The organism is Oscillibacter valericigenes, assembly GCF_021531915.1.
Taxonomy (GTDB): Bacteria; Bacillota; Clostridia; order Oscillospirales; family Oscillospiraceae; genus Oscillibacter; species Oscillibacter valericigenes_A.
Map to the genome: position 1 here is coordinate 1 of NZ_JAFBIV010000005.1, position 26,130 is coordinate 26,130.

General features: G+C 59.9%; 24 protein-coding genes. 8 read left to right on the forward strand and 16 right to left on the reverse strand.

Annotation, left to right across the window (positions count from 1 at the left end; genetic code table 11):
• Positions 1 to 163: 163 nt before the first annotated feature.
• The 3 genes from JQM66_RS05210 to fba form a co-directional block, all read right to left on the reverse strand.
• A complete protein-coding gene (locus tag JQM66_RS05210) occupies positions 164 to 1,783 on the reverse strand; it encodes an S-layer homology domain-containing protein (RefSeq protein ID WP_235228821.1) in 1,620 nt (539 codons plus the stop codon).
• Positions 1,784 to 1,858: 75 nt separating this feature from the next.
• The gene (locus JQM66_RS05215; protein WP_235228822.1) at positions 1,859 to 2,362 is read right to left on the reverse strand and encodes an amidase domain-containing protein; all 504 of its coding nucleotides are present in this window, start codon (positions 2,360 to 2,362) and stop codon (positions 1,859 to 1,861) included.
• A 100-nt stretch (positions 2,363 to 2,462) separates the two neighbouring features.
• Positions 2,463 to 3,428: a class II fructose-1,6-bisphosphate aldolase gene (gene fba, locus JQM66_RS05220; RefSeq protein WP_235228823.1), complete on the reverse strand. Its 966-nt coding sequence runs from the start codon at positions 3,426 to 3,428 to the stop codon at positions 2,463 to 2,465.
• 239 nt (positions 3,429 to 3,667) lie between these two features.
• On the opposite strand from fba, the gene JQM66_RS05225 reads away from it, so the two are divergent.
• The 3 genes from JQM66_RS05225 to pyk all read left to right on the forward strand — a co-directional run bounded on the left by JQM66_RS05225 (position 3,668) and on the right by pyk (position 7,520).
• Positions 3,668 to 4,906 carry a 6-phosphofructokinase gene (locus tag JQM66_RS05225; protein ID WP_235228824.1) on the forward strand — a complete coding sequence of 413 codons (1,239 nt, stop codon included), beginning with the start codon at positions 3,668 to 3,670 and terminating at the stop codon, positions 4,904 to 4,906.
• Between the two features lie 152 nt (positions 4,907 to 5,058).
• The gene (locus tag JQM66_RS05230) at positions 5,059 to 6,411 is read left to right on the forward strand and encodes an S-layer homology domain-containing protein (protein ID WP_235228825.1); all 1,353 of its coding nucleotides are present in this window, start codon (positions 5,059 to 5,061) and stop codon (positions 6,409 to 6,411) included.
• Between the two features lie 119 nt (positions 6,412 to 6,530).
• Positions 6,531 to 7,520: a pyruvate kinase gene (gene pyk / locus JQM66_RS05235; RefSeq protein WP_235228827.1), complete on the forward strand. Its 990-nt coding sequence runs from the start codon at positions 6,531 to 6,533 to the stop codon at positions 7,518 to 7,520.
• A 44-nt stretch (positions 7,521 to 7,564) separates the two neighbouring features.
• Here pyk and JQM66_RS05240 read toward each other — a convergent pair whose 3' ends face one another.
• On the reverse strand, positions 7,565 to 8,335 hold the full coding sequence (locus JQM66_RS05240; RefSeq protein WP_235228828.1) for a type III pantothenate kinase: 771 nt from the start codon (positions 8,333 to 8,335) through the stop codon (positions 7,565 to 7,567).
• Positions 8,336 to 8,447: 112 nt separating this feature from the next.
• Between JQM66_RS05240 and JQM66_RS05245 the strand changes: the two genes are divergently transcribed.
• Positions 8,448 to 8,978, forward strand: a complete 531-nt coding sequence (locus JQM66_RS05245) for a methylated-DNA--[protein]-cysteine S-methyltransferase (protein WP_235228829.1) — start codon at positions 8,448 to 8,450, stop codon at positions 8,976 to 8,978.
• Entirely contained in the window at positions 8,975 to 9,229 is a 255-nt protein-coding gene (locus tag JQM66_RS05250) for a CPCC family cysteine-rich protein (RefSeq protein ID WP_235228830.1), read from the forward strand. Before JQM66_RS05245 ends, JQM66_RS05250 begins: the two co-directional genes overlap by 4 nt.
• A gap of 34 nt (positions 9,230 to 9,263) precedes the next feature.
• Here the strand turns inward: JQM66_RS05250 and spoIVA are convergent, their stop codons facing one another.
• Positions 9,264 to 10,739 (reverse strand): stage IV sporulation protein A, encoded by a 1,476-nt coding sequence (spoIVA, locus tag JQM66_RS05255; protein WP_235228831.1) that lies wholly within the window; start codon positions 10,737 to 10,739, stop codon positions 9,264 to 9,266.
• Positions 10,740 to 11,007: 268 nt separating this feature from the next.
• Here spoIVA and JQM66_RS05260 point away from each other — a divergent pair, with 268 nt between their 5' ends.
• The 3 genes from JQM66_RS05260 (at position 11,008) to JQM66_RS05270 (ending at position 13,445) form a co-directional block, all read left to right on the forward strand.
• Entirely contained in the window at positions 11,008 to 11,856 is an 849-nt protein-coding gene (locus JQM66_RS05260) for a transporter substrate-binding domain-containing protein (RefSeq protein WP_235228832.1), read from the forward strand.
• 125 nt (positions 11,857 to 11,981) lie between these two features.
• Positions 11,982 to 12,647 carry an amino acid ABC transporter permease gene (locus JQM66_RS05265; protein ID WP_456238718.1) on the forward strand — a complete coding sequence of 222 codons (666 nt, stop codon included), beginning with the start codon at positions 11,982 to 11,984 and terminating at the stop codon, positions 12,645 to 12,647.
• Positions 12,648 to 12,659: 12 nt separating this feature from the next.
• Positions 12,660 to 13,445, forward strand: coding sequence for an amino acid ABC transporter ATP-binding protein (locus JQM66_RS05270; RefSeq protein ID WP_235228835.1), 786 nt, complete (start codon positions 12,660 to 12,662; stop codon positions 13,443 to 13,445).
• 50 nt (positions 13,446 to 13,495) lie between these two features.
• Here JQM66_RS05270 and JQM66_RS05275 read toward each other — a convergent pair whose 3' ends face one another.
• The 11 genes from JQM66_RS05275 to priA all read right to left on the reverse strand — a co-directional run bounded on the left by JQM66_RS05275 (position 13,496) and on the right by priA (position 26,113).
• Positions 13,496 to 15,034, reverse strand: coding sequence for a DUF3794 and LysM peptidoglycan-binding domain-containing protein (locus JQM66_RS05275; RefSeq protein ID WP_235228836.1), 1,539 nt, complete (start codon positions 15,032 to 15,034; stop codon positions 13,496 to 13,498).
• A gap of 147 nt (positions 15,035 to 15,181) precedes the next feature.
• Positions 15,182 to 15,340: a hypothetical protein gene (locus tag JQM66_RS05280; protein ID WP_235228837.1), complete on the reverse strand. Its 159-nt coding sequence runs from the start codon at positions 15,338 to 15,340 to the stop codon at positions 15,182 to 15,184.
• 98 nt (positions 15,341 to 15,438) lie between these two features.
• Positions 15,439 to 16,326: a ribosome small subunit-dependent GTPase A gene (gene rsgA, locus JQM66_RS05285; protein WP_235228838.1), complete on the reverse strand. Its 888-nt coding sequence runs from the start codon at positions 16,324 to 16,326 to the stop codon at positions 15,439 to 15,441.
• Between the two features lie 13 nt (positions 16,327 to 16,339).
• Positions 16,340 to 18,316, reverse strand: a complete 1,977-nt coding sequence (gene pknB / locus JQM66_RS05290; RefSeq protein WP_235228839.1) for a Stk1 family PASTA domain-containing Ser/Thr kinase — start codon at positions 18,314 to 18,316, stop codon at positions 16,340 to 16,342.
• A gap of 16 nt (positions 18,317 to 18,332) precedes the next feature.
• On the reverse strand, positions 18,333 to 19,067 hold the full coding sequence (locus JQM66_RS05295) for a Stp1/IreP family PP2C-type Ser/Thr phosphatase (RefSeq protein ID WP_235228840.1): 735 nt from the start codon (positions 19,065 to 19,067) through the stop codon (positions 18,333 to 18,335).
• A complete protein-coding gene (rlmN, locus tag JQM66_RS05300; protein ID WP_235228841.1) occupies positions 19,064 to 20,107 on the reverse strand; it encodes a 23S rRNA (adenine(2503)-C(2))-methyltransferase RlmN in 1,044 nt (347 codons plus the stop codon). The genes JQM66_RS05295 and rlmN overlap by 4 nt, the downstream gene beginning before the upstream one ends.
• A 10-nt stretch (positions 20,108 to 20,117) precedes the next feature.
• Positions 20,118 to 21,437 carry a 16S rRNA (cytosine(967)-C(5))-methyltransferase RsmB gene (rsmB, locus tag JQM66_RS05305; RefSeq protein ID WP_235228843.1) on the reverse strand — a complete coding sequence of 440 codons (1,320 nt, stop codon included), beginning with the start codon at positions 21,435 to 21,437 and terminating at the stop codon, positions 20,118 to 20,120.
• Positions 21,434 to 22,168, reverse strand: coding sequence for a zinc metallopeptidase (locus tag JQM66_RS05310; protein ID WP_235228844.1), 735 nt, complete (start codon positions 22,166 to 22,168; stop codon positions 21,434 to 21,436). Before JQM66_RS05310 ends, rsmB begins: the two co-directional genes overlap by 4 nt.
• 13 nt (positions 22,169 to 22,181) lie before the next feature.
• On the reverse strand, positions 22,182 to 23,102 hold the full coding sequence (fmt, locus tag JQM66_RS05315) for a methionyl-tRNA formyltransferase (RefSeq protein WP_235228845.1): 921 nt from the start codon (positions 23,100 to 23,102) through the stop codon (positions 22,182 to 22,184).
• Positions 23,103 to 23,104: 2 nt separating this feature from the next.
• Complete coding sequence (gene def, locus JQM66_RS05320) at positions 23,105 to 23,623, reverse strand: peptide deformylase (RefSeq protein ID WP_235228846.1); 519 nt, start codon at positions 23,621 to 23,623, stop codon at positions 23,105 to 23,107.
• A 21-nt stretch (positions 23,624 to 23,644) separates the two neighbouring features.
• Positions 23,645 to 26,113, reverse strand: a complete 2,469-nt coding sequence (gene priA, locus JQM66_RS05325) for a replication restart helicase PriA (protein WP_235228847.1) — start codon at positions 26,111 to 26,113, stop codon at positions 23,645 to 23,647.
• Positions 26,114 to 26,130 lie beyond the last annotated feature (17 nt).

Genomic DNA, 26,130 nt, shown 5'->3' on the forward strand with positions numbered 1-26,130 from the left:
GATCTACACCCATATCGACAACGAATCCCTGCGGGTCGCTGCAAAGGCAAATCCCTTGTCACACGTTAAAAAAACGAAGAAAAAGGAACAATAAAGATTCGAAAATGCGGCAGCTCCAATTGGGAGCTGCCGCATTTTGATAAGGGCATCTTCCCTGCCCTGTTTATTTGTTCAGCAGGCCGGACCAGCTCCAGCTGTTCTCCATGGGGATGGTGCCCAGCCGCCAGACTGACACGCCGGTGACACCCAGCAGCTTTGCCGCTCGCAGGGCGGTCTCCACGCTGCGTCCATCCTGATACCAGAGGAAATACCGGCTGCTGTCCTCTGTGGTGTAGACGGCGTAGGACTGCTGGTACTCCTGGGACCAGCCCCACTCTGTGTCCTCCTGTGCCAATCGTTTCAGAGCTGTTTCCGTGGATGGATATATGGGCTTACCGGAGACCAGCTTGCCAGCCTCGTCAATTTGCCAGGCCACATTTTTACAACTGAAGCCCAGAACCACCTTGGCTGGGTCCACTCTGTCAGTCAGGGCCTTGAGCCCCAGATATACCTGGCCGATGGGGGCTGTGGCCGCGGTCTGATAATAGAAGCCGCCCTCAAAGCCGCTCATATCCCGGGCATCGTAGTCGTAGGCCATCAGGATGACCTTATCCGCCAGCTGACCGATGGCGGCGTAATCATAGCCGTCGTAATAGGCCCCGGTGGACAGCACCGGAGGCACACAGATATACAGAGACTTGTTCAGCCTGTTCAGCTCCTGCCGCAGTTCCTTCAAAAAGGCGGTGTAGTCCGCTTTTTGGGCAGCCCGCAGGCCCTCAAAGTCCAGGGTGACGCCCTGATAGGGATTTTTGCCGATAGCGTCGTAGTTGACGGAAATCCCCTGGATGATCTGACGCATGGCCTGTGTCCGGCCCTCCGCCGTGGACAGCATGTCTTTCAGGCTCTGGCCGTCCATAAAGACGCTCAGGTGCAGGTCTTCCAGGGACTCCGTCACCTCCTGATAGCTGTCCGGCACATAGTATTCGTTGCCGCCGTCCCGGGTGGTCACCAGCTTGGCCTGGGCACCGTCCCAGGTCATGCGGCTCCAGCCGGCGCTGACAGCGTCCAGCGTCTGACCCAGTTCCAGCTGACTGTAAGAGGAGATGGCGTAGAAGCCGTGGGCGAAATCGGTCTCCCGGCTGATCTTCTCATAAATGCGCACCAGCATAGCCGCCGCCTGAGCGCGGGTAGCGGTGGTATTGGGCGAGAAGGTGGTTGCAGAGGTTCCCTTGGTCATGCCGATCTCATAGGCCACCGCGATGTAACCCTTCCGGTCTGTCACATCAGTAAATGGCAAGGAGTTTTCCTTTTCAGCATCACGGGCAACTGCCTTAAGCCTGAGTGCCCGCACCAGCAACTCTGCCATCTCACCTCGGGTGATGGGCGTGTTGGGGCGGAAGTAAGGATCAGTCCCTGTCACATCGTGGGCCGCGGCAGTCTCAATGATCTCATACCAGGCACTGCCGGGGGGAACGTCGTAATAGGAGGCTTTCTCCGGCACCATGGTCTTCCAGCCCATCATCCGTACCAGCACCGCAACGAACTGGGCACGGGTCATGGAGTCCCTGTAACCGAATGTATTGGCGTTGTAGCCGTTCATCAGACCGTAGTCCACGGCTTTTCGGACTTCCGCCGCCAAGGCGCTTTCAGCCGGAACATCCGTGTATCCCTCTGCCGAGGCCGCGGGCACCAGCAGAGCCGCCGTCAGGGCCAGCGCCAGCAGGCAGGACAGGAGTTTTTTCATAAGGAGTCCTCCTTCTTTCGTGTTGACTCCATGATAACAGGTCATTTCCAAAATGTGTGAACGGTTCTTTAATTTTCAGGGCCGGATGGTTCCGGTGATGTGGAGGAACCGGATGTTACGATATTCGTAGCTGGATAGTGGCCGCCAGTCGGCGTCGTAGCTGTGGGCGGCCAGAAGCACATTGTTCGGTGTAATGGGGTTCCCCACGGACACAACCACCGGCGAGTGCTGGAAGGTTTCGCCCTTGAAGCTCAGCTGGACGATATCCCCCGGCAGCAGGTCCTCCAGACCGGCTGATTCCCCTACCGGCCCCACGGAGGGGGTCTTGCGGGTCATGAAGTTCCAGAAGTAGACCACTCCGGTCCAGGCGGGGGCTTTCTGGTTGGCGTCGATATAGTACCAGCCGAAGGTAGGCGTGAAATTCATAATGCCAGCACCGGCATAGACGCACTGAGAAGCGAAATTGGTGCAGTCTCCCCCCAGCTTTTCATAGTCGTAATAGGCCGGATTCCGGCCATAGGCCCACTGATGGGCGTAGAGCACCGCCGCCTGCCGGTCATAATCTCGCAAAAATCGCATAGCCGCCCCTCCCCTTTTTCTCAAGTCTATGCTGCAGATAGTCCGGAGAGCACAAAAAAACAGAGAGACGCCGAGCGTCTCTCTGTTTCGAGGGTTTTGATCAGGCCTTGTGGTCGCAGCCCAGCACGTCCACGATCTTGTGGGCCACCATTTCCTTGATGGCGGCGCGGGCGGGCTTCAGGTACTGGCGGGGATCGAAGTGATCGGGATGCTCAGCCATGTACTCACGGATGCTGGCGGTCATGGCCAGACGCAGGTCAGAGTCGATGTTGATCTTGCAGACGGACATGGAAGCGGCCTTACGCAGCTGCTCCTCGGGGATGCCGACGGCGTCGGGCATCTTGCCGCCGAACTTGTTGATCTTGGCGACGAAGTCCTGGGGCACGGAGGAAGAGCCGTGCAGAACGATGGGGAAGCCGGGCAGGCGCTTGGAGACCTCCTCCAGCACATCGAAACGCAGGGGAGGCGGAACCAGGATGCCCTTCTCGTTGCGGGTGCACTGGGCGGGAGTGAACTTGTAGGCGCCGTGGCTGGTGCCGATGGCGATGGCCAGGGAGTCGCAGCCGGTCTTGGAGACAAACTCCTCAACCTCTTCGGGACGGGTGTAGGAGGAATCTTCAGCAGAAACGCTCACCTCATCCTCCACGCCGGCCAGAGTGCCCAGCTCGGCCTCGACCACAACACCGTGGTCATGGGCATACTCGACGACTTTCTTGGTGATCTCGATGTTCTCAGCGAAGGGCTTGCTGGAGGCGTCGATCATGACGGAGGTGAAGCCGCCGTCGATGCAGCTCTTGCAGGTCTCAAAGCTGTCGCCGTGGTCCAGATGCAGGCAGATGGGCAGGCCGGTCTCGATGACGGCAGCCTCCACCAGCTTCATCAGATAGGTGTGGTTGGCGTAGGCGCGGGCGCCCTTAGAGACCTGCAGGATCAGGGGGGCGTTCAGATCCTTGGCAGCCTCGGTGATGCCCTGGACGATCTCCATGTTGTTGACGTTGAAAGCGCCGATGGCGTAGCCGCCGTCGTAGGCCTTCTTGAACATTTCGGTAGTGGTAACCAGTGCCATAATGTTTCACTCCTGTTCTTTATTTGTCCCGTCCCTCTCGGCACCGGACGATCTGAAAATAAGGGGTTCGTTAACAGATTGTCAAATACGGTGCTTCAAGCAGGCGAAAACGATTTTCTTTTATGATAATATCACAGAAAAATTAAATTGCAAGTATTTACAATTCTTTTTTTCAATGATATGATAGGTACGCTGATTTTTCCCATAAGACAACATATTTTTTGAGGAGGCTTTTTCTCATGAGCGAACTGAAAGGCGCATGTATCGTCGGCCAGTCCGGCGGTCCTACTTCCGTCATCAATGCCAGTGTCTACGGTGTCATTGACACTGCCCTGAAGAATCCCAATATCACCCGCGTTCTGGGTGCCGAGCACGGCATCAAGGGCGTGCTGAATGACCGGCTGTTCGACATGGCTCAGGAGGACCCCGCCGAGCTGGAGCTGCTGAAGTATACTCCCTCCTCCGCTCTGGGCTCCTGCCGCTACAAGATGGCGGACCCCGATGTGGACGACACCGATTACAAGCGCATCCTGGAGATCTTCAAGAAGTACGATGTCCGCTATTTCTTCTACAACGGCGGCAACGACTCCATGGATACCTGCAACAAGATCTCCAAGTATATGCAGAAGGTCGGCTATGAGTGCCGCGTGATGGGCGTGCCCAAGACCATCGACAACGACCTGTACGGCACCGACCACTGCCCCGGCTTTGCCTCCGCTGCCAAGTACATTGCCACCAGCTGCATGGAAGTCTATCAGGATGCCCGCGTGTATGACACCGGCATGGTCTGCATCATCGAGATCATGGGCCGTCACGCCGGCTGGCTGGCCGGTGCTGCCGCTCTGGCTACCGCTTACGGCGCCGGTCCCGATCTGGTGTACCTGCCTGAGGTGGACTTCGACATGGACGCTTTCCTGGCTGACGTGGAGCGTATTTATAAGGAGAAGGGCAACTGCATGGTGGCCGTGTCCGAGGGCATCCACTACGCCGACGGCACCTTCGTTTCCGAGGCCAAGACCTCTGCTACCGATGGCTTCGGTCATGCCCAGCTGGGTGGCCTGGCTTCCCTGCTGGCCAACATCGTAAAGGAGAAGACCGGCGCCAAGGTCCGCGGCATCGAGCTGAGCCTGCTGCAGCGCTGCGGCGCCCACCTGGCCTCTGAGACCGATATTGAGGAGTCCTACATGTCCGGCAAGGCTGCCGTGGAGAACGCCGTTGCCGGTATCACCGACAAGATGGTGGGCTTCGAGCGCACCTACGAGGACGGCAAGTACGTCTGCAAGACCAAGCTGCTGGGCTTGACCGATGTGGCCAACACCGAGAAGAAGGTCCCCCTGGAGTGGATCAACGCCGCTCATAATGGCGTGGAGAAGCCCTTCATCGACTACGTGCTGCCCCTGGTACAGGGCGAGCCCAAGCTGCCCAAGCAGGATTCCCTGCCCCGCTTCGCCAAGCTGAAGAAGGTCCTGGCGAAATAAGCGTTTCCAAAAGCATATGATCTGAAAAGAAGCGGCGGCTTGCCGCTTCTTTTTTATGTTACACGCTGCACCTGGCAAGATTTAAGGAACTGTTCACATGTTTTCTCGCCGTAACTGGCATAATGGTTACTATCATACAGAAAGGACAGGTGATGGATTTGCGCAGACTGCTGGGTGCGCTTCTCGCACTGGTGTTATGCTTCGGGATGCTGCCGGTAGGCGCGGATGCGGCCTCCTTTTCCGATGTGCCCAAAGGCCACTGGGCTTATGATGCCATCATGGCGGCAGAGACCCGGGGGCTGATCCAGGGCAGTGGCGGAAAATTCCGTCCCGGTGACAGCGTCAGCAGTCAGGCGTTTCTCTCCATGGTCTGCCGGGCCTGGGGCATGGATGACCGGAAGCTGGAGACCGGCGACCGCTGGGCGGAGCCTGCCATGGCCTTCGGTCAGTACGCCGGGTGGTTCGAGGAGGAGGAACTGACCCGGACCAGCCGCACCAAACCTATCACCCGGGAATTTGCCGCCAAGCTGCTGGTGAACGCCCTGTTTCCGGAGGAGCTGGAGCAGCGGGGCGCTGCTATCCGTTTTCAGGACCAGAATGAGATTGGCTGGGCCAGGCGGCCCTATGTACAGGCTGCCGCCCGCCTGGGGCTCATTACAGGATATGAGGACGGCACCTTCCGGCCTCAGTCACCCCTGACCCGGGCCGCTGCCGCTTCCCTGCTGAACCGTGCCCTGCAAATCAAAGAGTCAAACGAACCCGGAGAAAGCGTGCAGGTGCCCATCCTGATGTATCACGACATCTCCTATCTGGGCAGCGGCTACTCCAAAACGCCGGAGGTCTTCCGACGGCAGATGCAGGAGCTGAAGGACGCCGGGTTCCACACGGTGACCTATACCCAGCTCATAGATTTTGTGGAGAACGGGACGCCGCTGCCGGAAAAGCCCATCGTTATCAGCGTGGATGACGGCTACCGGAGCAACTATGAATACCTGTACCCCATTCTGCAGGAACTGGATATGAAGGCGGAAATCGCCCTGATCGGCGGCGCCATCCAATATTCTAGCTGGGGTCTGAAATGGGATGAGGTGCGGGAGATGGCGGACAGCGGGCTGGTATCCTTCCAGGCTCATACCGATCAGATGCACAACGACCAGACTTCTGAGGGCGGCCGTCTGGGGGTCCTGAAAGCCCCCAAGGAGTCTTGGACGGAATATGTGGAGCTGCTGGGAACCGATACGAATACCATTCTGAACAAGATCGAGCGAAAGACAGGGACCCGTCCCGTGGCGTTCGTCTATCCCAGAGGGAAGTGGAACACCATGGCAGAGGCTGTCATCCGTTCAGCGGGCTGCAAGGTCTCCGTGACCACCAAAGACGGCGTGGCAAAAATTACCCAGGGCGTTCCGGACTCCCTGCACCTCATGGACCGGATCGGCATGGACTTCCGGAACGGAAGTGTGGTTTCGGTGCTGATGCAATTCGGCTATCAAGGGGGAGCATGATTGCTTCCCCTTTTTTTCATGTCAGGTATTTTCAAGCCGCGGAATGTGATATAAAGGTACATGTTTGGAATTTCCGCTGCTCTTTTCGGCGGAAGAGAAGATGGAAGGATGGAATACTTATGACGCAGATATACGGAACTCTGGGCCCCGCCTGTGCCTCTCAGGAGATGCTGGAGGCCATGCTGCGCTCTGGACTGACCGGCATGCGGCTGAACCTGTCCCACTGTGACCTGGCCGACAGCCGGGAACTGCTGGATGCTTTCTGGGCTGCCGCAGAAGTTACCGGCACTCACCCCCAGCTACTGATTGACATGCAGGGCCCTGAACTGCGCATCGGTTCTGTGGCCCCCATGGAGCTGGTGGACGGCGCGGAGCTGGCTCTAGGTGAAGGCGGGATCAAAGTCCCCGCCGTGCTGTTCCCGGAGATGAAGGTTGGTGATGAACTGCTGCTGGACGACGGCAAGCTGGCCCTGGAAGTTCTGACGACTGGCACAGACCGGGCGCTGACCCGGGTGGTCCGGGGCGGAAAGCTCACCAGCAACAAGAGCATCAAGCTCACCGGCAAGGACATCCGCCTGCCGGTCTCCACGGAGCGGGATATCCGGAACATCCGTCAGGCTGCCGACTTCGGGGTCACCGCCTTGATGCAGCCCTTTGTCCACAGCGGCGAGGACTTGGTGGAACTGCGGCGAATTTTGGAGGAAAACGGCGCCGGCTACCTGGAGATTCACGCCAAGATTGAAACAGTGGAAGGTGCGCATAACCTGGACAGCATCCTCCCTTATGCGGACGCTATCGTCATTGCCCGGGGCGACCTTGGCAACGACATGCCGCTGTGGCAGCTGCCTGCCGTGCAGAAGGACATCTCTGCCGCCTGCCGAAAGGCCGGAAAGCCCTTCGTAGTGGTGAACCAGATGCTGGCCTCCATGGAGCGCAACCCGATTCCCACCCGCACGGAGGTCTCTGACATTTTCAACGCTGTGGCGGATGGTGCTTACGGCGTGATGCTGACCAATGAGACTGCTGTGGGCGCCCATCCTGTGGAAGCGGTCTCCTGCATGGCTCGCACTGCCGCAGACGCCGAACGCTGGCTGCAGGAGCGGCAGTAACAGACATCAAAAAGGACTGGCGGCGAGCCAGTCCTTCTTTTTTCTCATTTATTCTTCTGGTAGATGGTCCACAGGCCGTTCATCAGCAGATACTTGTCGTAGACGATGGGGTTGCGGCAGTAGCGGACGATGACCGGGGCATTGCCGCCGGTGGCCACCACGCTGACCTCCCGGCCGGAGAACTCCTCCCGGATACGGTCGATGATGCCGTCCAGCATGCCGGCGGTGCCGTAGACGATGCCGGAGCGCATACAGTCCTCGGTGTTCTTGCCGATCAGTGCCTTGGGATGCTGCAGGGAGATGGCCGGCAGCTGGGCTGCACGGCGGCTAAGGGCCTCCAGGGATACGTTGACCCCCGGAAGCAGCATGCCGCCCTCGTAGGTGCGTCCTTCGGAGATGACGCCGATGGTGGTGGCGGTACCCATGTCAATGGTGATGATAGGCGGCTGGAACCGCTCCAGTGCCGCCACAGCATCCGCCACGATGTCCGCGCCCACCTGGGTCTGAACAGTGAGGCGGATGTTGAGCCCGGTCCTGACACCGGGGCCCACCACCATGGGCGGTTTCCCCAGCAGACGGGTCAGCGCCTTCTCCATCATAAAGTTCAGCGGCGGCACCACGCTGCACAGAATGGCGCCTGTGACCTGCCGGTAGTCGAAATGGTACAGGGTAAAGAGATTCATCAGGTCAATGCTGATCTGATCCGCCGTTTTCCGGCTGTCCGTGTCCAGGGACGCCAGAAATTTCAGCTGCTGTTCCCCGTCAAACAGGCCGATGGAGGTGTTGGAATTGCCCACATCGATGGCAAGCAGCACAGGCCCCACTCCTTTCGTTCCAATGATCTTTTTTCTATGGTAACACGTCTTGCCGCAGCTTGCAAGTCCAGCCAAAAGCCGGTATACTGAAAAAAGGAAGGAGCTGAGACAGTTGTTCTATATCAAAACCATCCCATCGCCAGTGGGGCCACTGTATCTGGCCTCTGACGGCGAGGCTCTGACGGGCCTCTGGCTAGAAGGCCAGAAATATTTTGCCGCCACTTTGGACGGCGAGACCCAGGAGCAGCCGGACCTTCCAGTGTTCCGGCAGACGGGAGCATGGCTGGAGACCTATTTTTCCCGTACCCCCCTCCCTGCCCTGCCGCCTCTGGCGCCTCCGGGCAGTCCATTCCGCCGGGCGGTCTGGAAGCTGCTACTGGAAATTCCCTATGGCGAAACTTCCACGTACGGTGAGATCACCCGCAAACTCCGGGAGCGCGGTATCCCCACAGCTCCCCAGGCGGTAGGTGGTGCCGTAGGCCACAATCCCATCTCCATTCTAATCCCCTGCCACCGGGTGGTGGGGGCCAGCGGCAGCCTGACCGGATATGCCGGGGGGATCGAGAAAAAACAGTTTCTGCTTGCGCTGGAGGGCGTTGACCTGACGCGGCTGTATGTGCCGAAGAAAGGGACGGCGTTATGAAGGCAGAACAGTTTCCGTGCCCCTGCTGCGGCTGTCTGACCTTCCCGGGCTCCCCCGCCGACGCCTTGGCCTATATCTGTCCGGTGTGCATGTGGGAGAATGACCTATTCATTGCCTTCAACGATGAACCCAGTGATGAGAACCACGGCCTGACCCTGAATCAGGGACGGGCGAACTACCGCACGCTGGGCGTCTGCGACCCGCGTCTGGCCCCATATGCCCGCAAGCCATTCCCAAAGGAACTGCCATAAAAGAAGAAGCACCGGATATCCGGTGCTTTCTCTTTTACAGAATGATGCAGATCAGTCCACCGCTGCCCTCATTGATAATGCGGGTCAGGGTCTCCTGCAGCTTTTTCCGGGCGTCCTCCGGCATGCGTTTCAACTTGGTTTGCAGGTCGTCGCTGACCAGCTCGTGGAAGCTGCGGCCGAAGATGTTGGACTGCCAGATCTTGCTGGTATCCCCCTCAAACTCCTGCAGCAGATAATTCACCATGTCCTCGGACTGCTTCTCGTTGCCCACAATGGGGCTGACCGCCGTCTCAATGTCCGCCCGGATCATGTGGATGCTGGGGGCGCTGGCCTTCAGGCGGACGCCGTACCGGCCTCCCTGCTTCATGATCTCCGGCTCCTCCAGCTTCAGCTCGTCGATACCGGGCACCACGATGCCGTAGCCCGTCTCCCGCACATCTTTCAGGGCGCCCGCTACCTTGTCGTATTCCTTCTTGACCTCCGCTAGGCGGGTCAGCAGGCTCATCAGATCGCCGTCGTCCCCTACCTGGAAGCCGGACTGCTCCGACAGGGTCTGGTAGAACAGGCCTCTGGGCAGCCGCAGCTCCGCCGTCGCCACGCCGGTGCCCAGGTCGATAGAGGTGACAGCGGCCTCGCTGATGCTGTCGCAATCCCGCAGGGCCGCGATGACGCCGTCCACCTCCCGGATGTGATGCAGCTGGGCTGTGGTCTTTCGCACCGCCTCGTAGAGTCCCTCCTTCAAGGGATGGTCCGGAGGGAGGGCGTCCACCCAGGGCGGCAGGAACAGGTCCAGTTCCTGCATGGGGAACTCGTACAGGACGGCCTTCAGAATGGCCGATACGGCGTCCTCGTTCAGCTCCAGGCAATTCACCGGCACGCAGTTGACCTCGTACCGGGAGGCAATATCCCGGGTGATGGCTTGGGCCCGGTCGCTGCGGGGGTCCTGGGAGTTCAGCAGAACGATGAAAGGCTTCCCTAACTCCTGCAGCTCCCGGATAACCCGATCCTCTGCCTCCAGATAGTCCTCCCGGGGAATATCTGCCACAGTGCCGTCGGTTGTGATGACGATGCCAATGGTGGAGTGCTCGGCGATGACCTTCCGGGTGCCGATCTCCGCCGCTTCCGTCATGGGGATCTCATGGTCGTACCAGGGGGTGGTCACCATGCGGGGAGCATCATCCTCGTACTGGCCGATGGCGCCCTTCACCATATAGCCCACGCAGTCGATGAGCCGCACGGAGAAGGCCGCGCCGCCCTCCAGCTGGATCTGGGCCGCCTCCTCGGGGACGAACTTGGGCTCCGCCGTCATGATGGTCCGTCCGGAGCCGCTCTGGGGAAGCTCATCCCGGGCCCGCTCCTTCCGGTAGACATTCTCGATGTTGGGGATCACCTGGGTCTCCATGAACCGCTTGATGAAGGTGGACTTGCCGGTGCGGACCGGCCCCACCACACCGATGTAGATATCCCCCGCCGTGCGGGTGGCGATATTCTGATAGATACTGGTATTCATAGCAACCTCCATGCACCTGACGGCGCCTGTTCAGATTTGGCAGCCCCTCGCATGGAGTCTGCCTTTTCCGGCCATCGTCTTGATTTACTCTATGTCCCATGACGGCAAAGTATGACGGCCCGTCTTTCTTTGGCAAACTGCACAAAAGCAAATGGTTTCTTTCTCCAGGATTCGTTCCTTTTCCTCCTTTACAGCAATAATTTAGCATGGTAAACTACTACCGTAATAAACGATTGGGCAGCCGCCCAAAGATTTGGAGGATTTTGATATGAAGAAGTTGTTTGCTCTGCTGCTGGCCGCCGTGATGGTCCTGTCTCTGGCCGCCTGCGGCGCCAAGAAAGAGCCCGCTGCCGAGGAAAAGCCCGCCGCGGAACAGCCTGCCGAAACTCCCGCTGAGGAGCCCACCGCTGACAGCGACATGGCCTACGTCCAGAATAAGGGCGTGCTGGTGGTCGGCATCACCGATTTTGAGCCCATGGACTACAAGGACGCCGACGGCAACTGGATCGGCTTTGACGCCGACATGGCCAAGGCCTTTGCCGAGAGCCTGGGCGTGGACGTGGAGTTTGTGGAGATTGACTGGGACAACAAGGTTCTGGAGCTGAACAGCCAGGCCATCGACTGTGTCTGGAACGGCATGACGCTGACCGATGAGGTCACCAGCGCCATGGAGTGCACCAATGCCTACTGCATCAATGCCCAGGTGGTCATCGTTCCCGCCGACAAGGCTGACCAGTACCAGACCGTTGAGGCCTGTGCCGACCTGGCCTTCGCCGTGGAGGCCGGCAGTGCCGGTGAGGCGGAAGTTGACGCTCTTGGCTACAACTTCACCCCCGTCAAGGCCCAGTCCGACGCGCTGATGGAAGTTGCCGCCGGCACCTCTGACGCCGCTGTGATCGACTCCCTGATGGCTGCTGCCATGGTTGGCGAGGGCACCGGCTATGCCGACCTGACCTACACCGTGGGTCTGAACAGCGAGGAGTACGGCGTTGGCTTCCGCACGGGCTCCGACCTGGCCGCCGCGCTGAACGACTTCTTTGCCGCCGCTTACGCTGACGGCTCCATGCTCGAGTGCGCTGAGACCTATGGTGTCCAGGCTGCTCTGATCGCGCAGTAAGCATCTTCCCTTTTCCGCATACCAAACAGAGAGCGGACCTCCGCTCTCTGTTTTTGGCGGTTTACCCCACCCTACCAAACAGAGAAAGCAGGGCGATTCTATCTATGGAACTGATACTTGAACAGATGCCGGTGGTTCTCCACTCCCTGAACATCGGCTTTTTGCAGACGCTGAAGCTGTTCTTCGTGACGCTGATCGGCGCCATCCCTCTGGGTTTGATCATTGCCTTTGGCTCCATGAGCCGCTTTTCCCCGCTGCGTTGGCTGACAAGGCTGATCGTCTGGGTCGTCCGCGGTACTCCGCTGATGATCCAGCTGCTGATCATCTACTACTTCCCCGGCCTGGTGCTGAAGAACAACTGGTGGGGCAGCGGAGAGACCGGCCGCTTCATCGCATCGGCAGTGGCCTTCATTTTCAACTACGCCTGTTACTTTTCCGAGATCTACCGGGGCGGCATCCAGGGCGTGCCCAAGGGCCAACAGGAGGCCGGAATGGTGCTGGGTATGACCAAGAGCCAGATTTTCTTCAAGGTCACCCTTCTCCAAATGATCAAACGCATTGTGCCGCCCATGTCCAATGAGATTATCACCTTGGTGAAGGATACTTCCCTGGCCCGCATCATCGCGCTGCAGGAGATCATCTGGGCCGGTCAGGCCTTCCTGAAGGGCTCCCAGGGCATCTCCGGCGCTATCTGGCCGCTGTTCTTCACCGCAGTTTATTATCTCATCTTCAATGGTATTTTGACGGTTCTTCTGGGACGGCTGGAGCAGAAGCTGGATTATTTCCGTTAAAGGGGTGCTGATATGGCAATTTTGGAAGTACACAACATTGAAAAGCATTTCGGGGCGACCCGGGTGCTGGAAGACATCAGCTTCTCCCTGGAGCAGGGACAGGCGCTGGCGATCATTGGATCTTCCGGCAGCGGAAAAACCACCCTGCTGCGGTGCCTGAACTTTTTGGAGACGCCTGACCAGGGTCAGATTGTGGTCCAGGGCAAGACCCTGTTTGACGCTGCGGACCCCGATACCCAGCGGGAGAGCGAAATCCGCAAAAAGCGCCTTCACTTCGGCATGGTGTTTCAGTCCTTCAACCTGTTTCCTCAGTACACGGCTCTACAGAATGTGACTCTGGCCAGCCAGCTGCTGGCCAAGGAACAGCCCGATTTCAAGGCCAACAAGGCTAACATTCTTGCAGATATTGAGGTCCACGGCAAGGAACTGCTGGCGCAGATGGGCCTGGCGGACCGGTCTGGCCATTATCCCCACCAGCTCTCCGGCGGCCAGCAGCAGCGTGTGGCCATCGCCCGGGCGCTAGCGCTGAAACCGGACATCCTCTGCTTCGACGAGCCCACCTCTGCCTTGGACCCGGAGCTCACCGGCGAGGTGCTGAAGGTCATCCGCTCCCTGGCGGACCAGAAGACCACCATGATTATCGTCACCCATGAGATGGCCTTTGCCCGGGATGTGGCGGACCAGATCATCTTTATGGACGGCGGCGTAATCGTGGAGCAGGGAGATCCTCACCAGGTCATCGAGCATCCCCGGGAAGAACGTACAAAGCAGTTCCTGGCCCGCTACGCGGAAAACTGATCAATTGCAAAAGGACAGCGGACGGAGTTTTCCGTCCGCTGTTTTTCGATTCAGGCCCGCTTCCGGGGAATCAGCAGCAGCTTTTCCTGTGGGATGTCCCCCTCCCCTTCCAGCTGATTGGCCGCCAGAATGGCGTGGATGGTGGTGTTGTATTTTTTGGCCAGGTCCCAGGCGGTCTCCTGTCTGCCCAGACACCGCAGCACCAGGGACGGCGCTCCCGTCAGATCCTTGGGCGATTCTGTGTCCAGTTTTGCGGCGGAGATGCACACCCGCTTCACACGGCTGACGGCCTCCACCCGGAAGTCCACCGGGAACCGCACTTCGATCCCCCGGTCCCCAAGGCTGCTCTGTGCCTCTTCCGCGCAGACTGCCCGGGCCGTCACCTTGCAGCCCGCGGGCAGCTCCAGCTGGCAGCTGACGTCGATACACCGCTCCGCCATCAGAGGCACGCCTCCTTCGTCCAGATAGAGGACCCGGACCGCTGCTCCGGTCCGCAGGACTGTATAGTCCCCCTCCCGGCTGACGGACACGGCGCCGCAGCAGACATTCAGAGACAGCACGGATTCCGCCACTACTCCGATCTCCAGTACCTCCCGCACAGTCTGGCGGCGGGACATGCTCTCGAAAAATCCGGTGAGTGCCAGCGGCGCGGCGTCGTAGGTCATATCATAGGCTGTGGAGTACAGGTCATTCAGCAGCGTCAGCTCCTGTTCCTCCCGCAGCAGCGCGGTGGCATGGAGGTACAGGGTCACGGCGATCTGGCGGCCCTCAGGGTCGTCTCCGTCGATCTGAAGGTCCGTCCCGGTCAGCTGCAGCTGCAGCGACGGATCAGCTCCCTCCGGAGCGCCTTCGATCTCCATGATCTGGGAGAACGGAAGCTCGGCGGAAGTGGAACCGCAGCTTCCCTCGGCGGTACGGTACAGCACAGAGACGGAAAAGACACCTTTGAAGATCAGCTTGCTGCCGACGATTTTCGTCTCCGTGACCGTGCTGTTGATCTGACTGGTTAGCAGCTCGGCCGCACCGCTGCGGCCGGGCGACAGGTTCATTTCTTCTGTAAAGGTAAAATCCTTTTCAGATATTTGCGTTAAAAGAATCGCATGCTGCCGCTCCTGCCGTTTTTCCACCCGCAGCTCTTGATCTGCCTCCACATCTGTACAGAAGCTGATGGGAGTTTTCTGGTATCCCGTAATGCGGGTCACCAGCTTGCAGTGGGTAAAGATCTTCCGGGGATTCAGCATTCTGGTCTCCAGAAATTCCGTTTCTGTGTCGGCCGTCAGGCAGGTACAGCCAGGCAGACCCCGGCTGTCGCTCTCGGCGGTAAAAGGAATGGCGAATTCCAGCGTTCGGATACCGCCCTCTGCCTCCGGCGTGTACAGCACCGTGACACGGACTGTACCGGAGACCTCCGCTTTCCCGTCCCGCAGTTCCCGGCTGTGTATGTAGACCTTTCCGTCGGTGGTGATGATACGGGCGATGTCCGGGCAGTAGTCCGGCACGATGGTCTCCGCCGTTTCCTCCTGGGTCAGGGTCAATTCTCCCCCTGTTTCATATGCGTCCAGGCACGCTTTTTTCAATTCCAGCTCCATGAAGGGTCCCTTCCTTTCCTGGCAGTTCATGTCCTACTCTATGAACCGCCGGGAGCGCTTATGCCTGGATGTGGAACAATTTCCGCAGGATGCCGCGCAGGAATTTGGGGGATCTCCAGACCACGATGTTCATATCAATGCTCCTTTCTAACGCCGGCAGCAGGCGCAGCCGCATGCGATCAGCAGAAATGCCACCAAAAACAGCAGGGCGCCCACCGGGAAGATGGCCGCGATCAGGATCCCGGCCCCCAGGGCCACAGCGCAGATGCCCAGGATCCGGCAGCCGTCTCTGTTGCCACGAAACATGATGCCACGCCTCCTTTCCTCTGAACCAGTATATACGGGAGAGGCCGTCCAAGGTGCGAAAAAATACCGCCGAAGGTTGACTGCCTTCGGCGGTACCATTATTTTTTGCCTTCCTGCCAGTCTTTCAGGGGCTTCAGCTCCTCATAGAGCCGCAGATAGCTGTCGTGGCGGCTCTTTTGAATGTCGCCCCGACGGACAGCCTCCAGCACGGCACAGCCTTTTTCCTTGGTGTGGCTGCAGCCTACGAATCGACACCGATCCAGATAGGGGGCAAACTCCCGGAAGGTCTCCGGCAGGCGGTGCTTCAGCTCCAGGTTCAGCTCGTCAGTCTCAAAGGAGGAGAATCCGGGGGAATCCACCACCTCTGCGCCGCAGTTGAGCCGGAACAGCTCCACATGGCGAGTGGTGTGGCGGCCACGGCCCAGGGCGTCGCTGACCTCCCCTACCTGGATGTGAAACTCCGGGTCCAGCGCATTCAAAATACTGGATTTTCCAACGCCGGAGTTCCCTGTAAAGGCGGATAGCTTTCCAGCGATCAGAGGCTTCAGCGCCTCCAAACCCTCTCCCGTTTCTGCACTGACCCGCAGAGTCTGGAAGCCCGCGGCCCGGTAAATTGCGTAGAGCTCGTCGGCGCTGTCCAGATCGCACTTGTTCAGCAGGATGATGACCTCGCACCCTTTCAGGGCCGCAATGGCTGCCACCCGGTCAATGAGAAAGGGGTCTGTCCGGGGGATAGCGCCGGAAGCAATGACCACCAGCTGGTCGATGTTGGCCACGGCAGGACGGGCAAAGGCGTTGCGCCGGGGTAAGATCTTCTCTACGAAGCCTTCGCCGTTTCCCAGTTCCCGGACCTCCACCAGGTCACCCACCAGGGGAGAGATCCCGTCCTTTCGGAATTTCCCCCTGGCGCGGCAGGTCAGAAGCTCATTGCCGGTATCCACATAATAGAAGCCGCTGAGGGCTTTTTGAATACGTCCTTTGACCATAGCCCGCTCCATTTCAGACGAATGGCAGATAGTGACTCTGGGCCTGATCCATGATCCCGTCAAAGCAGACCTTGATAAACTGGTTGCCGCTGCCGCTGACAGTAACGGCGGCTACTTCGTCACTGCAGTTCAGCGTGGCGGAGAACTGGGGTTCCGTTTCGTTGCCCACATAGACCGTCAGTTCGACCGTGGTCCGGTCATCCTGAGGCAGCTTCACCGTGAACTCCTTGCGGACGGTGGACAGTCCGGAACTGACCTTGAAGGAAATGCCGTCACCTTCCTTGGCGGTGCTGTAGGCGTCCAGGCTCTGCCAGATGATCTCGCCGCCCGGACGTTCGCTGTCAACCGTATCGGCGCCCAGGCACTTCAAACCGGAATTTTCCATCTGTTTCAGAGCCTGGTCATAGGTCATGCCCACGAACTGCGGCACCGTGATCTCTTTGATCTCTCTGCCTTTGCTGACCACCAGGGTAATGGTATCCCCTTTTTTCAGCTCCTCATCCTTGGCGGGGATGGTGGAGATGATGTGGCCTGCCTCCACGGTGTCGTGGAACTGGTACTCCGATTCATCGGGGATCTCTATGGTCACCTTGTACTTTTCTTTCAGATTGGACAAAGCACGGTCGGCCTGGGCAATGGTCATACCCGTCACGTCGATCATGGTGCCTTTGTCCTCGCCGGCGCTGAGCCAGACCTCAATGACCGTATTGGGCTTGCGGATATCGTTCTCCGCCGGACTTTGTTTTGCGATGGTGTCTTTGGGATAGATATCGCTGAATACCCGCTCATCCGCTAACTTGATCTCAAAGATGTCTTTTACGCCGTCCAATGCTTCGGCCTCTTCCACGGTCAGTCCGAGTACAGACTTGACCACATACTGGTCCACCGGCGTATTGACGGATTTCAGAATGGAAGAAAGAAGTGTAAAAGCCAGGGCTGCGGCCAGCAGGCCGGCCACGGCTAACAATGTTGTCTTCTTCCAGCTGGATTTGGGAGCGGGGTCATCCTCCTCGTAGTCCCGCCGCCGGGGCTGTTCCCGGGAAGGCTGGGTCCGGTGGTGCGCTGGTGTTGTCGCGGTCCGGGTGCCGCCGGTCCGCAGCAACTGAGTAGGTTCATCGGTTTCCTCCGGACGGAGATCCGAGAGCTCAAAATCCAGGCTGACCCCTGGATTTTTCCGGAAGGCCTCCAGGTCGGCGATCATGGCGTCCGCGGAAGGATACCGCTTATCCGGGTCCGCAGTCATGGCCTTCATGCAGATCAGCTCCAGCTGCTCCGGGATGTCCTTGTTGATCTCGCGGGGTGCCAGGGGAATGGAGCTCAGGTGCTGGATGGCAACGGAAACAGCGCTGTCCCCCTCGAAGGGCAGTCGGCCCGTCAGCATCTCATAAAGCACCACACCGGCGGAGTAGATGTCACTGCGGGCGTCGGTCCGGTCTCCCCTGGCCTGCTCCGGCGAGATGTAATGGACGGAGCCCAGGGCCTCCTGGGTCAGGGTCTGGGCGGAGTTTTCCAGGCAGGCGATGCCGAAATCAGCCACCTTCACGCTGCCGTCCCGCAGGACCATGATATTTTGGGGTTTGATGTCCCGGTGGATGATGCCCCGGCTGTGGGCGTGGCTCAGGCCCCGCATGATCTGGGTGATGAAGTGCAGGGATTCCCGCCAGTTCAGCTGTCCCCGCTTCTCCATGTACTGTTTCAGGGTGATGCCGTCGATCAGCTCCATGACGATGTACTCGGTATCACCGCCGCGGGACACGTCATAGACCGACACGATGTTGGGGTGAGACAGCTGTGCGACCGCCTGAGATTCCGCGTTGAAGCGGCGACGGAAATCCTCGTCCTGGGCCAGATCGGCCTTCAGGATCTTGACCGCTACCAGCCGGTTCAGCCGGTGGCACTTGGCTTTATAGACCACCGCCATGCCGCCTGTGCCGATACGCTCCAGGATCTCATAGCGGTTGTCCAGCATTTTTCCAATGTAAGGATCCATGGTCTTACCCCCTTTCTCACAGCTTCTGCATCAGGACCACCGTCACATTGTCCGGTGCGCCCTGGCTTTTGGATATCTCCAGCAGCCGCTCCAGACAGGAGTCGGGACTGCCGCGGTGGATGACCTCAAAGAGCATCTCCTGGTCGGTGACAGTGTTCACCAGACCGTCGGTGCAGAGAAGCAGGTACTCCCCTGCTTTCATAGGACAGATGTAAACATCGCACTTAGCGTCGGCATCCGGACCCAGCGCCCGGGTAATGAGGTTGCGGTTGGGATGGCGACGGGCCTCCTCGGCGGTGATATCGCCCAGGTCCACCATGCGCTCCACCAGAGAGTGGTCCTTGGTAATGCGAGTGATGCCGTTTTCGCAGATATGGTAGGCCCGGCTGTCTCCCACGTTGGTGACCACAACACCGTCCGCATAGGATACGGCGGCCACCAGTGTGGTGCCCATGTTCCGGTAGTCCTCATTTTCTTCAGCCGCGGACCGGATAGCGTTGTTGGCAAGAGAGACCGCGTAAGCGCAGGCGGAGCGCAGCTGTTCCGGTTCCATTTCCGGTGTCAGGACTTTCTCAGCCTCTTCCATAAAGGTCCTGGTGGCGATCTGGCTGGCCAGCTGCCCACCGGCAGAGCCGCCCATGCCGTCACAGACCACACAGATGGTACGGTCGGGAGCCTCATGGATCATGTACGCGTCCTGATTCTCTTTTCGGACCAGACCGATATCGGTGATCCCCCAAGCATGCATCATAGCGGCTTCTCTCCTTTCTTTGCTTCTTCCATAGCCTTCCGGCGGAGCTGTCCGCAGGAGGCGTCAATATCCCCGCCCAGGCTCCGCCGCACCGTGGCGGTGATGCCGTGAGACTCCAACCTTCTCTGGAAGGCAGCAATGCGCTTGGAGGGCTTGAAGGGGCTCTCCACCACATCGTTGAGCGGGATCAGATTCACATGACCGGGCATCCCTTTCAGCTTGGCAGCAATGAGATCCGCCTGCCAGTCCTGGTCGTTGACGCCATCGATCATGGCATATTCAAAGGAAATCCGGCGGCCGGTCTTTTTGAAGTAGTCATGGCAGGCCGCAAACAGGTCCTCCACCGGATACGCCCGGTTCACCGGCATGATTCTGGAGCGGGTCTCCCCGTCCGGTGCATGGAGGGAGACCGACAACGTCAGCTGGGTCTTCAGCTCCGCCAGCCGCCGGATGCCGGGAATAACGCCGCAGGTGGACAGGGAGATGTGCCGCATGCCGATATTCATACCGTCGGGATGATTCACCAGCTGCAGGAATTTCAGCACGGTATCCAGATTGTCCATGGGCTCGCCGATGCCCATCAGCACGATGTTGGAGATGTCTAAGCCGGAGTCCAGCTGGGTGAACAGCACCTGGTCCAGCATTTCAGCGGGTGTCAAGTCCCGCACCTTGCCAGCAATGGTAGACGCGCAGAAAGCGCAGCCCATGCGGCAGCCAACCTGGGAGGAGATGCAGACGGTGTTGCCGTGGTGATAGCGCATCAGCACGGACTCAATGCAGTTGCCGTCCTGCAGTTCCCAGAGGTATTTGATGGTGCCGTCCTGCTGGGAGACCTGCTTTCGGGCCACCTTGGGAGCAGTGATGAAGCAGGTTTTCGCCAGCTTTTCCCGGAGGGACTTGGAGAGATTGCTCATCTCGTCAAAGCTCACCGCACCCTTGTGAAGCCAGGTAAACACCTGCTTTCCACGGAAAGCAGGTTCTCCCATGTCCCGCAGGGTATCGGTGATCTCCTCCAGCGTCATGGATTTCAAATCGATCATAAAAAGGACCTCACGGACGCCGCGTCATGCGGCAGATGTAAAAGCCATCCGTCCCGTGGCGCTGGGGCCACAGGGTCAGTCGGCCCTCTGTCTCTCCCACCGGCTGGGGCAGAGAGAAGGGCTCCATGGAAAAATCCGGGTGCTCCGCCAGAAAAGCGGTGGTCACCTCTTCGTTTTCCGTGGGCAGGATGGTACAGGTGGAATAGACCAGAGTCCCACCGGGGCGTACATACTGGGCGACATTCTCCAGAATGGCCGCCTGGATCACCGGCAGGGCAAACAGATCGTCCAGCTTCTTGTAGCGGGTGTCCGGCTTCTTCCGGATGATGCCAAGGCCTGAACAGGGGGCGTCCACCAGCACGGTATCAAAGGCGCTTTCCCACTCCGGACGGAAGAACCGGCCATCGGCGGAGGCGGTCTCCACGCAGGTGATACCCAGGCGCTCAGCGCCTTCCCGGACACGCTTCAGCTTGTTTTCATGGAGGTCGCAGGACAGGATATGCCCCTGGTTTCCCATGGCGAAGGCGCAGGAGAAGGACTTCCCGCCGGGGGCGGCACACACGTCCAGGACCCGCTGACCGGGCCGGACATCCGCAATCAGGGATACCAGGCGGGCCGCCGGGTCCTGCACCAAAAATTTACCCTCTCGGAAAGGCTTGAGAGCGGTCAGATCTCCGGTGCCGGAGAGCTCCAGGCAGTCCGGCACCCAACTGTGGGGTGCGGCCTGCACGCCGCAGGCGGTAAGTTCTTCCAGTAGTTCCTCCTGGGTAGTCCGCAGAGGATTTACCTGTACCGTCAGGGGCGCGATGCCGTTGTTGGCGGCCAGGAACGTCTCCGTTTCTTCCCTGCCCAGATAGGGCAGCAGCCGCTTCACCAGCCACTTGGGGTGGCTGTACCGGATGGAGAGATACCGTTCCGGGTCCCGGTCCGGGATGGCGGGCAGGTCGTTTTTATGCTGGGCGATCTTCCGCAGCACCGCGTTCACAAGGCCCGCGGCCTGCCCTCGCTTGAAGAGCTTGGCCAGATTGACCGACTCATTGACGGCGGCGCTGTCCGGGACCTTGTCCAGGAACAGGATCTGATAAGCACCCAGCCGCAGGATATCCGACAGCGGGGGCTGCAGGTGGTCAACAGGCTGAGAGCAGTACGCGCCCAAATAGAAATCCAACAGCATTTGATTTTGAAGAACACCATAAACCAGACGGCTGCACAAAGCGGCGTCGGGACCGGACAGGCCGTCCCTAGTGATCTGTGCTTTTAGGGCGGCGTCCGCCCAGGCGTCCTTGGTCCGGCAGGCGATCAGCACACGCAGGGCAGTTTTACGGCTCATTCGCGGCCTCCTCCCCTGCGGCCGCCGCCATTGCGGCCCAGGAAGATCAAAACGTACCGCAGCAGCTGCAGCATGGACATCAGCAGCGCCGCCACATAGGTCAGGGCGGCTGCCCGCAGGACTTTCTCTGCGCCCCGGACCTCGTCCTCGTCCAGCAGGTAACTGTCCTCAATGGTGGCGATGGCCCGACGGGAGGCGTTGAACTCCACCGGCAGGGTCACCAACTGGAAGATGGTAGTCAGAGAGAACAGCAGGATGCCTACCAGAAACAGGGGCTGGCTGTACAGCAGCAGGCCCACCAGCAGCAGGATGAAAGAGAACTTGGAGCCCAGCTGAGTGACGGGGATGATGGCACTGCGCACACGGATGGGACCATAGCCCACAGCGTACTGTACGGCGTGTCCGGCCTCATGGCAGGCCACGCCCACCGCGGAAATAGTGGCAGAAGCATACACATCCTCGGACAGATAAATGGTGTTGTCCCGGGGATCATAGTGGTCCGTCAGACTGCCCCGGCAGGGCCGGATGGGCACATCGTAGACACCGTGGGCCCGCAGGACCGCTTCCGCCGCCTGGGCGCCGGTGACATGGCGCCGGTTGGCGACGCTGTACCGGCGGAAGCTGCCGCTGACCTGGAACTGTGCCCAGAGAGACAGCAGAAACACCGGGATCAGCAGGATGCAATAGATGTTATTGGCCAGGAAATCGCCGTAGCCGTAGTAATAAGGCATAGAAACCTCCAATTCAGCATTCGATGGGATGGCCCAGCAGATAGGCGGCAGCCGTCATCCGCTTACCGCCCTGGGCCTGAAGCTCTGTCAAGCGAAGTACCTTGCCATCTCCACAGGCAATGTCAATGCCCAGTTTGCCCGCTGCCACGATGGTCCCGGGCTGAGCGGAGGTGGATTCTCCGGTTTCTTCGGCGGCGTAGAGCTTCATGGACTCACCAGAAATCACATCGGTGGTGGCGCAGGGCCAGGGGATCAGGCCCCGGATCTGGCAGGAGATGGCATGGGCGGACCGGGTCCAGTCCACGGGGGACATGTCCTTGGTCAGCATGGAGGCGTAAGTCATTTTGCTGTGGTCCTGGGGGATACGGACAGCCGTGCCGTTCTTCAGCGCGTCCAAGGTCTCGGACAGAGCCTCCGCTCCCAGTTCCGCCAGGCGCATAGTCAGGGTCAGAGCGTCCTCCCGGGGGTCAATTGCGGTGGTCTTCTGCAAAATCACGTCACCGGCGTCCAGTTCCTTGGCCATATACATGATGGAGACGCCGGTCTCCTCTTCCCCGTCCAGAATGGCCCAGTTGATGGGGGCGGCACCCCGGTATTTGGGCAGCAGGGACGAGTGGACGTTGATGGAACCGTACTGGGGGAAATTCAGGATATCCTCCGGCAAAATTTTACCGTAGGCCGCCACCACGATCAGCTCCGGCGCCAGCTTCTCCACGATGGAGAAGGCGTCGCCGTCCCGCATTTTCAGGGGCTGATAGACCTCCAGCCCCTGAGACAGGGCGTATTCCTTCACCGGAGAGGGCGTCAGCTTGTGCCCCCGGTTCTTGGGCTTATCCGGCTGGGTGAAGACGCCGCAGATTTCGTGGCCGTCTTCCACCAGACGCTTCAGGGACGCCACGGCGAAGTCCGGGGTCCCCATAAACAGGATGCGCATACTCACTGTTCCTCCCCTGCGGCTGCCTCGGCCTCTTCCCGCTCCAGGTACTCCCGCAGCTCGTCATCGGTCAGGAAATGATCGATGTGCTCCACATACAGGTGGCCGTCCAGATGCTCGATCTCATGGCAGAAGCAGCGGGCGTTCATACCCTCCCCCTCGGCCTCGAACCAGTTGCCGTCCCGGTCCTGAGCCCGGACACGAACCACGTTGGGGCGGGTGACAATGCCCCACTTGCCGGGGACGCTGAGACAGCCCTCCAGACCGGTCTGTTCTCCGCTCTGGGCGATGATCTCGGGGTTCACCAGCTCCAGATATTCCCCGGAATATTCGTCCATGACAATGCAGATCCGCCGCAGAACACCCACCTGGGGCGCGGCCAGACCGGCACCGTTGGCGTCCGCCAGGGTGTCCTGCATGTCGTCCAGCAGGGCGTGGAGACGGGAATTGAATTCCGTGACAGGGCGGCAGACCTTATTGAGACAAGACTCCCCCTGGGTGACGATTTTACGCAGTGCCATCGTGCTTACCTCCTTGACTACTCACTCCATGGTGTTGCAGTCCACAAACATATTTAATCCGCGGTTGGCGCGGTCCAGTGCAAATTCCTTCAAAAGCCAGCTGACCTGCTCCCGGGTGGCCTTGTCGTTGCGGCCTACCAGAAGAACGCGGTAGCGATAGCGGTTGTTGAGCTTCAGAACAGGTGCGGGAGCGGGACCCAGCACCTCTGGCTGGGAAGCCGCCAGTCCCGGCAGGGCGCAGAGCTGGCGCAGGGTCTCCCGGACACCTGCCGCCGCCCGCAGCACCGCTCCCTCCTCCGAGCCTGACACCGTGAAGGTGAACAGGTCCGCGAAGGGCGGATACCGCCGCAGCTTGCGCAGACGGATCTCGCTCTCGTAAAAGCGGTCATAGTCCTGCTTGGCAGCGCTGAGAATGACCTCGTTGCCGGGAGTATAGGTCTGGATGACAGCCCGTCCTGTTTTTCCGCCCCTGCCGGCCCGGCCCACCACCTGCGTCAGTAGGCTGAAGGTTCGCTCCGCCGCCCGGTAGCTGTCGATATACAGCGACGTGTCCGCCGACAGGACACCCACCAAAGTCACATTTTCAAAATCCAGTCCCTTGGCGACCATCTGGGTACCCAGCAGGATGGGGATACGCTCTGATTCAAACTGCCGCAGCAGTTTTTCATGGCCGCCGGTGGCGGTGTCCGCGTCCATCCGCAGGATGCCAGCCTCCGGGAACAGCTCCCGCAGTTCCTCCTCCACCTTCTGGGTGCCGGTGCCCACATGCTTCATGATGCCACCGCACTCCGGACAGACCTCCGTAGCCCGCTGGGAGTGGCCGCAGTAGTGGCACATGAGCCGCCCGTTGGCGGAGTGGTAGGTTAGGGGTACGCTGCACCGGGGACATTCCGGCACATGGCCGCACTCACCGCACAGCAGCATCCGGCTGTTGCCACGCCGGTTCAAGAACAGGATGCTCTGCTCCCCCCGGCTCAGGTTTTCCTCCAGCTCCCGGCGCAGGTCCGCGCCGATGAGCCCCGGATACCCCGCCCGGATCTCCTGCCGCAGGTCCGCAATGGTGACCTGGGGCAGGCTGTGGGCGTTATAGCGGTGCCGCAGCAGGACCTTATGATAGCTGCCCGATTCCGCTGCCCAGGCGGTCTCCACCGACGGGGTGGCGGAGCCCAGCAGCAGCGTGGCGTTCTGCCGGGCGCAGAGGTATTTGGCGATGTCCCGGGTGTGATACCGGGGCGGATTCTCCGACTGGTAGCTGCCCTCCTGCTCCTCGTCCAGGATCACCAGACCAAGGTTTTTCAGCGGAGCGAAGATGGCGGAGCGGGTACCCAGCACCACACGGACCTCTCCCCGACGGATGCGCTTCCACTGGTCGTAGCGCTCCGTCATGCGGAGAGAGCTGTGGAGCATGGCCACCTGCTCTCCGAAGTAGGAGGAGAATTTTCGCATGATCTGCGGGGTCAGAACGATCTCCGGCACCAGGACCATGGCGGTCCTTCCCTGCTCCAGTATTTCCTGAACCAGCCGAAGATAGACCTGGGTCTTTCCGCTGCCGGTGACGCCGTACAAAAGCGCTGCCTCCGGCTTTCCGCTCTTTGTCAGGGCGCAGATACCGTCAAAAGCGGCCTGCTGCTCCCCGTTCAGGACGATGGGCGCCCCTGGCTCCACCTGTTGGGGCGCCGGGACCCGCAGTGCCTCTTCCTCCGCAAACGACACGATACCGGCCTTCTCCAATCCCCGCAGAGTCTGCATGGAGGCGCCGGTAAAATAACAGATATCCGCGCTGGAGGCCCGCCCTGTGGCGGCCAGCAGACGCACTACCTCATACCGCATAGGGGCGCTGCGGCGTTTTGGTTCTGTGATCGCCAGTGCTTCCTCAGCGCTGACAGCCAGCTCCACCATACGGCGGGTCTTATCGCTGATCTTACGCTTTGCGGACGTTTCGCAGACCACCACTCCGGTTTTTTGCAAGGCCTTCAGCGTGGCGGAAACCTCCTCGCCGCAGGTGTCCCGCAGGCTTTCCAGCCCGGCGCTGCCGCCGCAGGCATACAGCACATCCAGTACGCCCCCGGCCCGGCGGACGGAGGCCGCCAAAGCATCGGCCTTTTCCCGGTCCATCGCCGGGTCTGCCAGACACCAGGTCTCCTGAAAGCGGTACCAAAGTCCGGCGGGCAGGATGGTCTTGACGGCTTCAAACAGCGTGCAGAAATACCGCTGCCGCATCCAGAGAGCCAGGGCAATGCCGTCACCATCCAGGACCGGCTCCCGGTCCAGGACTGACGCCAGAGGCTTCAGCCCCGGGGACTTTTCTCCTGTGGTGCGGGCCAGGATGATGCCCTCGGAGCTTCGATTGCCCCGGCCAAAGGGCACGGTCACCCGGACGCCCGGGACCGCCGCCTCCAGCAGCGGCTCCGGCACCAGATAATCATAGGGCTTATCAATGGAATAGGGCGCGGCGCTGACCGCGACTTTTACAATGACAGCGGTCTCCATGCCTCGCCCCTCCCCTG